We start from the raw sequence: 7,180 nt of genomic DNA, 5'->3' as shown, positions 1-7,180 counted from the left end.
GTATGTATGTACAGTATATTTCTGTGAGAGAAAGTCGCAAGATTTTTATGAAGAGAGAAATGAAAAAAGGCAGCGTTTGCTGCCTTTTCAATCGATTATGTGAGGTAACCTGAATGAGTTATTTACGCTTCGGTTGAGCGTCGATGCACTGACCGTTCACATCGGTAACCGCAGGATCCATTAAGTGCAAATATAGCGGCATGATATCCAGTGGCGTTTTGAGAGTATTTGCATCTTCACCCGGATATGCTTTTTCACGCATGCGAGTACGAGTGGCACCAGGGTTAATTGCGTTAACGCGGATCGGCGTATCACTCAGCTCGTCAGCTAAAACTTGCATCATGCCTTCTACGGCAAATTTAGAGATAGCGTATGGCCCCCAGAATGCGCGGCCAGAGTGGCCGACGGTCGAAGAGGTAAAGATAATACGCCCAGCTTCTGATTTACGCATCACAGGCAGTAGTGCTTGAGTCATTAGCACTTCGGCTTTCACGTTGATCTGCATGATATCGTCGAAGTCTTCCTCTTTGATTTGATCAAATGGACACAGCGAACTCAAGACACCTGCGTTGTGTAATAGACCATCCAAGCGACCAAACTGTCCTTCGATTGTCTCTGCCATATCAATGTAATTCTGCTGAGTTGCACCCTTGAGATCCAGAGGAATGATAGCGGCTTGTGGATAGCCAGCTGCTTCAATCTCATCATAGATAGATTCAAGGTTTTGCACATTTCTACCCAAAAGAATAACAGTTGCACCGTGCTCGGCATAAGAAAGCGCGGCTTGACGGCCGATGCCATTACCAGCGCCAGTAACAAGAATGACTTTACCTTTTAGAGCATCAGCTGAAACGGAGTAGTTCACGGCGATAAATCCTTATTATTGTAAGAGGGTCCATGATAGTTAATTGACGCTAAAAAACGCCTGTTTCTCAATGGAAAATCTTGGTAATCGTGACAAGATGGTTACAATACACCAATTCATGTGTTATACCAATTCCAGAACTTTCGTTAGGTATGCTATCAATCAGAACAAGTGGTTACAAACCGCGCTGCCTTCTCGCTGATGTTTCTGCGTAACATACTAACGTCATCTGAAATGAGATAAAGGAGCTCTCGTTGGAATTTTTATTAGATTATGGTCTGTTTCTGGCCAAAATTATCACGGTGGTTGCTGCGATAATTGTTCTGCTCATTATTGCAAAATCGGCTGGTGGCAAATCGGGTGCGGTGAAAGGGGAGTTAGAGATTACCAACCTTTCAGAGCAACACAAACAATCTGTTGAGCAGTTAGAACATCATTTGCATGACGATGCTTTCATCAAAGCTCGAGATAAAGCGGTCAAGAAAGAAGAGAAAGAGAAAAACAAATCTCGTGAAAAAGAGATCAAACAAGCGAGCAAAGACGGTTCATTAGATAGCAAGCGTGAACCACACCTATTCGTTCTTGATTTCAACGGTAGCATAGATGCAAAAGAAGTTGCGTCTTTACGTGAAGAGATCACTGCTATTTTGGCTGTCGCACGTGAAGGCGATGAAGTATTACTTCGTTTAGAATCTGGCGGTGGTATGGTTCATGGCTACGGCCTTGCCTCTTCTCAACTGGACCGAATTAAAGCTGCGGGTCTTCCTCTGACTATCTCTGTAGACAAAGTTGCGGCAAGTGGCGGTTACATGATGGCATGTGTCGCAGATAAGATTGTTTCTGCACCGTTTGCAATTGTGGGTTCTATTGGCGTTATCGCACAAATTCCTAACTTCAACAAACTGTTGAAGAAACATGACATTGAGTACGAACAACTAACCGCGGGTGAATATAAACGCACGCTAACGATGTTTGGTGAGAATACCGATAAAGCGCGCGATAAGTTTAAGCAAGAGCTTGAAGAAACACATGTCTTGTTTAAAGACTTCATTCGCGAGCGTCGTCCTAGTTTGGACCTAGACAAAGTAGCCACAGGTGAGCACTGGTTCGGTACACAAGCGAAAGAGCTTGGTTTGGTGGATGATATTAGTACATCTGATGATATCGTTGTTGCGGCATGCAAAGATAAAACCGTACTTTCTGTGCATTATGTACAGAAGAAAAAACTGGCAGACAAGCTAGCAGGTGTCGCGGGCAAAGTTGCTGACAGCGTGATCTTAAAGTTAGCTGAGCGTGGTCAAAAACCGATTGTTTAATCGAACCTAAGATCATGAAATTTGAAACGGCGAGGGTGGAAGCTCTCGCCGTTTTTGTTGAACCTTATGTTTATTGATGAATCCAATTGCGCATTAGGTGTAATGCTTTACACGACATTTTTCCTCGCTCCAAAGGGCGATTACCCGTATAATGCGCGCCTCGAAAACCGAGCAAATTGCTGAAAAGAAACTATAGGTGGAGAAGAACATGTCCTCTCAAACTCCGGTTGTAACCGTAGATGGACCTAGTGGTGCAGGTAAAGGCACTTTATGTATGTTGCTGGCGAAAAAGTTGGGTTTCCAACTCTTAGATTCTGGCGCAATTTATCGTGTACTTGCACTCGCTGCGATTCACCACGGTGTCGACACAGAGTCAGAAGACGCACTTGTCCCTCTGGCAACACACCTAGACGTTCAATTTATCGCAGAGGGTGACTTAGTTAAGGTCGTTCTAGAAGGCGAAGATGTGTCAGGGGAGCTTCGCAAAGAAGAAACGGGTATGGCAGCATCTAAAGTTGCGGCTCTGCCACGTGTTCGTGAAGCATTATTACGTCGTCAGCGTGCATTTGAGGCCGCTCCGGGCCTAGTGGCTGATGGTCGTGATATGGGCACAATTGTATTCCCAAGTGCACAAGCGAAAATCTTCCTTGATGCGAGCGCAGAAGAGCGTGCAAATCGACGCCTTAAACAGTTGCAAGAGAAAGGCTTAGATGTTAAATTTGCTGACCTTTTAAGCGAGATCCAAGAGCGTGACGACCGAGATCGTAACCGCCCAGTGGCGCCATTACGCCCTGCTGAGGATGCGCTTGTGCTAGATTCTACGTCGATGACTATCGACGAAGTAGTAGAAAAGGCACTACAATATATCGAATCGAAGCTAGCTGAGTAATGATACTCGGCTAGACTAAGAGCGTTGGTCGCAAGGATGATGACTGGCGAATTTAATAACCCCATGCGGTAGGATACCCGTGGAAGTTTAATTTATTGAAGATTAACTAAATGACTGAATCTTTTGCTCAACTCTTTGAAGAGTTTCTAAACGAAACAGAATTCCAACAAGGCAGCATCGTTAAAGGTACTGTAGTAGCTATCGAGAACGGTTTCGTTCTTGTTGACGCTGGTCTTAAGTCTGAATCTGCTATCCCTGCTGAACAGTTCAAGAACGCTGCTGGCGAACTTGAAGTTGAAGTTGGCGCTGAAGTAGACGTAGCTCTAGACGCTGTTGAAGATGGTTTCGGTGAAACTCAACTTTCTCGTGAGAAAGCTAAGCGTCACGAAGCTTGGATCGTACTTGAGAAAGCTTACGAAGAAGCTGAAACTGTTGTTGGTATCATCAACGGTAAAGTTAAAGGCGGTTTCACTGTTGAACTAAACGGTATCCGTGCTTTCCTTCCTGGCTCTCTAGTAGACGTACGTCCAATCCGCGACACTGCTCACCTAGAAAACAAAGAGCTAGAGTTCAAAGTTATCAAACTTGACCAAAAACGTAACAACGTAGTTGTTTCACGTCGTGCTGTTATCGAATCTGAAAACAGCGTTGAGCGTGACGAGCTTCTAGAAACTCTACAAGAAGGTTCTGAAGTTAAAGGTATCGTTAAGAACCTTACTGACTACGGTGCGTTCGTTGACCTAGGTGGCGTTGACGGTCTTCTACATATCACTGATATGGCTTGGAAGCGCGTTAAGCACCCATCTGAAATCGTTAACGTTGGTGACGAGATCCAAGTTAAAGTTCTTAAGTTCGACCGTGAGCGTACTCGCGTATCACTAGGTCTTAAGCAACTAGGCGAAGATCCATGGGTAGCAATCGCTAAGCGTTACCCAGAAGGTCACAAACTAACTGGTCGCGTAACTAACCTAACTGACTACGGCTGCTTCGTTGAAATCGAAGAAGGCGTTGAAGGTCTAGTTCACGTTTCAGAAATGGATTGGACTAACAAGAACATCCACCCTTCTAAAGTTGTTAATGTTGGCGACGAAGTTGAGGTTATGGTTCTTGAAATCGACGAAGAACGTCGTCGTATCTCTCTAGGCCTGAAACAGTGTAAAGCTAACCCATGGCAGTCATTCGCTGAAGCACAAGCTAAAGGCGACAAAGTTACTGGTAAGATCAAGTCTATCACTGACTTCGGTATCTTCATCGGTCTAGAAGGCGGCATCGACGGTCTAGTTCACCTATCTGACATTTCTTGGAATGTTGCTGGCGAAGAAGCTGTACGTGAGTACAAGAAAGGCGACGAGATCTCTGCAGTTGTTCTAGCAGTAGACGCTGAGCGTGAGCGCATCTCTCTAGGCATCAAGCAAATGGAAAACGACCCATTCAATGCTTACGTTGCTGACAACAAGAAAGGTGTTCTAGTTAACGCTACTGTAACTGCTGTTGACGCTAAAGGCGCTACTGTTGAAATCGCAGAAGGCGTTGAAGGTTACATCCGTGCTTCTGAAGTATCTCGCGATCGCGTAGAAGATGCTTCTCTAATCCTAAGCGCTGGTGATGTTGTTGAAGCGAAGTTCACAGGTGTAGACCGTAAGAACCGCGTAATCAACCTATCTATCAAAGCTAAAGACGAAGCTGACGAGCAAGAAGCAATGGCATCTATCAACAAGCAAGATGACAATGCATTCGGTAACGCAATGGCTGACGCTTTCAAAGCTGCTAAAGGCGAATAATATACTCGCTTAAGCAAAAAAGGAGCCGCAAGGCTCCTTTTTTATATTTGAGCATATTTAAGTAGTAATACTAATGACGGTAAACTATCTTAATAAAAGGCATTTCTTCATTGCGCATTTTGCATAAAATTTGTCTAGAATTGTCAGCAAGTGTTTGTTGGAATTAGTATTACTTACTATAATAAGTGATAAAGATACTCAAAGAGGGCAACTATGACTAAGTCTGAACTGATTGAAAGACTCTGCGCTGAGCAAACACACTTATCAGCGAAAGAGGTAGAGGATGCTGTAAAAGATATTTTAGAGCACATGGCCTCTACGCTAGAGAGCGGTGACCGTATCGAGATCCGTGGCTTTGGTAGTTTTTCTCTTCATTACCGCGAGCCTCGCGTAGGTCGTAACCCTAAAACGGGCGATAAAGTGGAATTGGAAGGTAAATACGTTCCACATTTCAAACCTGGTAAAGAGCTTCGTGAGCGTGTAAATATTGGCTAACGCACTCTTATTAGTTTGAAAAAAGCGGCATACGTTTGTGTATGCCGCTTTTTTGTAATGTATCCAAGCAGTTTACGAAGCGAGCTGTTGATTCTGGCTGTTTTCTTTGCAGCTTTCTACACCCAAGTAACTTTAACTTCTAGGCGTGTCTACAAACTAAGCATCTTGAGGTTACTTGGGTATAGATTATTGCTAATATACGTAGTCTGAAGAAGCATTTTCCTGCATAATCTTACCGACTTACTCCTAGAAGGGTGATGTAAATGAAAATTATAAAAATCGTTGCTGTTTTAGCTCTCTTTTTAATTGCATTGGCGTTAGGTTCCCAAAACCAAGAGCTCGTGACTTTTAACTATCTTCTAGCCAAAGGAGAGTTCCACTTATCTACACTATTAGGTGTGGTATTTGTGGTTGGCTTTGCTTTAGCGTGGGTTATCTTTGGTAGTATCCAGCTGAAAACTCAGCTACAAGTTCGTCGTTTAAAGAAAAAACTGAAAAAGTACGAACCTACAGATGCAAACAAACCTGCTGATAAGCCAGCCATCGAAAAACAGGCATAAGGATAAGGCTTAACTTTAATGCTTGAACTACTCTTCTTGTTATTGCCTATAGCTGCTGCGTATGGCTGGTATATGGGGCATCGCAGCGCTCAGCAAGACAAGCAGAAGCAATCTCATCAAATCTCTCGTCAGTATATGACGGGTCTTAATCTGCTGCTCTCTGACCAATCAGATAAGGCTGTTGATCACTTTATTGAATTGCTCCAAGTTGATAACGAGACAATCGATACTCACCTTGCGTTGGGTAACCTGTTCCGGTCTCGTGGTGAAGTCGACCGCGCAATCAGAATTCACCAAAATCTTATTTCTCGTTCAGGCTTAACACTGGACCAAAAGAACCTCGCCCTTCAACAGTTAGCGAAAGACTACATGGTCTCAGGTTTTCTTGATCGTGCAGAGAAAATCTTCGAGCAGTTAGTCGAAGAGCCAGATTACAAAGAAGCGGCCCTTCAGCAATTGGTAACTATTTACCAACAAACGCGTGAATGGGAAAAAGCAATTTATTACGCCAATCAATTGGCTAAGTTGGGTAATAAACGCTCCAGAATGCGTGCGAATATTGCTCATTTTTGGTGTGAAATTGCCATGCTTGACCAGGCCGATGGTAATACTAATAAGGCTATACAGCACTTTAAAAAAGCCCTAGCAGAAGACCCAAAGTGTGTTCGAGCGAGTATTGCTTTGGGACGAATTTATCTAGAGTCTGAAGATTATAAACACACGATAAAATACCTGACGGGTGTGCTTGAGCAAGACAAAGACTTTATCAGCGATGTCTTACCAACCATTGCAGAGTGCTACCATCATCTGGGCCAGGAAGATGAACTTGTCGAGTTTCTGCGAGCTTGTATTGATAAGAAAGCAGGCGTATCAGCCGAGTTAATGTTGGCTCAGTTGGTTGCTCACCACGAGAACGTCGGGGCTGCACAAGAGCTGCTGACCAAACAGCTGCTGAAAAATCCAACCATGAAGGGCTTTTATCGATTAATTGACTACCACATTGCTGAAGCAGAAGACGGTCGCGCGAAGGACAGTCTATCGACGCTACAAGCGATGGTGGGTGAACAGTTAAAAGTGAAACCACACTACCGATGCCGGAAGTGTGGGTTTTCTACTCATTCCCTTTATTGGCACTGCCCATCCTGTAAAGGGTGGGGGACGATCAAGCCAATCCGCGGATTGGATGGTGAATAATTTTAATGCAGCTGGCAGAATTTCTGTCCGCTGCATTTTTTTAACTTTTTATTTAATAAGAACCAAAATAGTTAGGAGAT

The 7,180-nt window shown here is 44.0% G+C and carries 7 protein-coding genes; 6 read left to right on the top strand and 1 reads right to left on the bottom strand.

What is annotated here, in order from left to right; genetic code table 11:
- Positions 1 to 118: 118 nt before the first annotated feature.
- Complete coding sequence (locus CAG69_RS07810) at positions 119 to 865, bottom strand: YciK family oxidoreductase (protein WP_005372980.1); 747 nt, start codon at positions 863 to 865, stop codon at positions 119 to 121.
- Between the two features lie 254 nt (positions 866 to 1,119).
- Here CAG69_RS07810 and sohB point away from each other — a divergent pair, with 254 nt between their 5' ends.
- The 6 genes from sohB to lapB all read left to right on the top strand — a co-directional run bounded on the left by sohB (position 1,120) and on the right by lapB (position 7,100).
- On the top strand, positions 1,120 to 2,181 hold the full coding sequence (gene sohB, locus CAG69_RS07805) for a protease SohB (RefSeq protein ID WP_161443560.1): 1,062 nt from the start codon (positions 1,120 to 1,122) through the stop codon (positions 2,179 to 2,181).
- A 208-nt stretch (positions 2,182 to 2,389) separates the two neighbouring features.
- The gene (gene cmk, locus CAG69_RS07800; RefSeq protein WP_005397113.1) at positions 2,390 to 3,070 is read left to right on the top strand and encodes a (d)CMP kinase; all 681 of its coding nucleotides are present in this window, start codon (positions 2,390 to 2,392) and stop codon (positions 3,068 to 3,070) included.
- A gap of 110 nt (positions 3,071 to 3,180) precedes the next feature.
- Positions 3,181 to 4,851: a 30S ribosomal protein S1 gene (rpsA, locus tag CAG69_RS07795; protein ID WP_005385817.1), complete on the top strand. Its 1,671-nt coding sequence runs from the start codon at positions 3,181 to 3,183 to the stop codon at positions 4,849 to 4,851.
- Positions 4,852 to 5,064: 213 nt separating this feature from the next.
- Entirely contained in the window at positions 5,065 to 5,346 is a 282-nt protein-coding gene (gene ihfB / locus CAG69_RS07790; protein WP_005385816.1) for an integration host factor subunit beta, read from the top strand.
- A 263-nt stretch (positions 5,347 to 5,609) separates the two neighbouring features.
- Complete coding sequence (locus tag CAG69_RS07785) at positions 5,610 to 5,906, top strand: LapA family protein (protein ID WP_005397112.1); 297 nt, start codon at positions 5,610 to 5,612, stop codon at positions 5,904 to 5,906.
- 18 nt (positions 5,907 to 5,924) lie between these two features.
- The gene (gene lapB / locus CAG69_RS07780) at positions 5,925 to 7,100 is read left to right on the top strand and encodes a lipopolysaccharide assembly protein LapB (RefSeq protein ID WP_005376665.1); all 1,176 of its coding nucleotides are present in this window, start codon (positions 5,925 to 5,927) and stop codon (positions 7,098 to 7,100) included.
- Positions 7,101 to 7,180 lie beyond the last annotated feature (80 nt).

The sequence above is a fragment of the Vibrio sp. V43_P6S15P86 genome, from assembly GCF_009904725.1.
In the GTDB taxonomy this organism is placed as follows: Bacteria; Pseudomonadota; Gammaproteobacteria; order Enterobacterales; family Vibrionaceae; genus Vibrio; species Vibrio diabolicus.
This window is presented reverse-complemented; position numbering and strand designations above follow the sequence as displayed.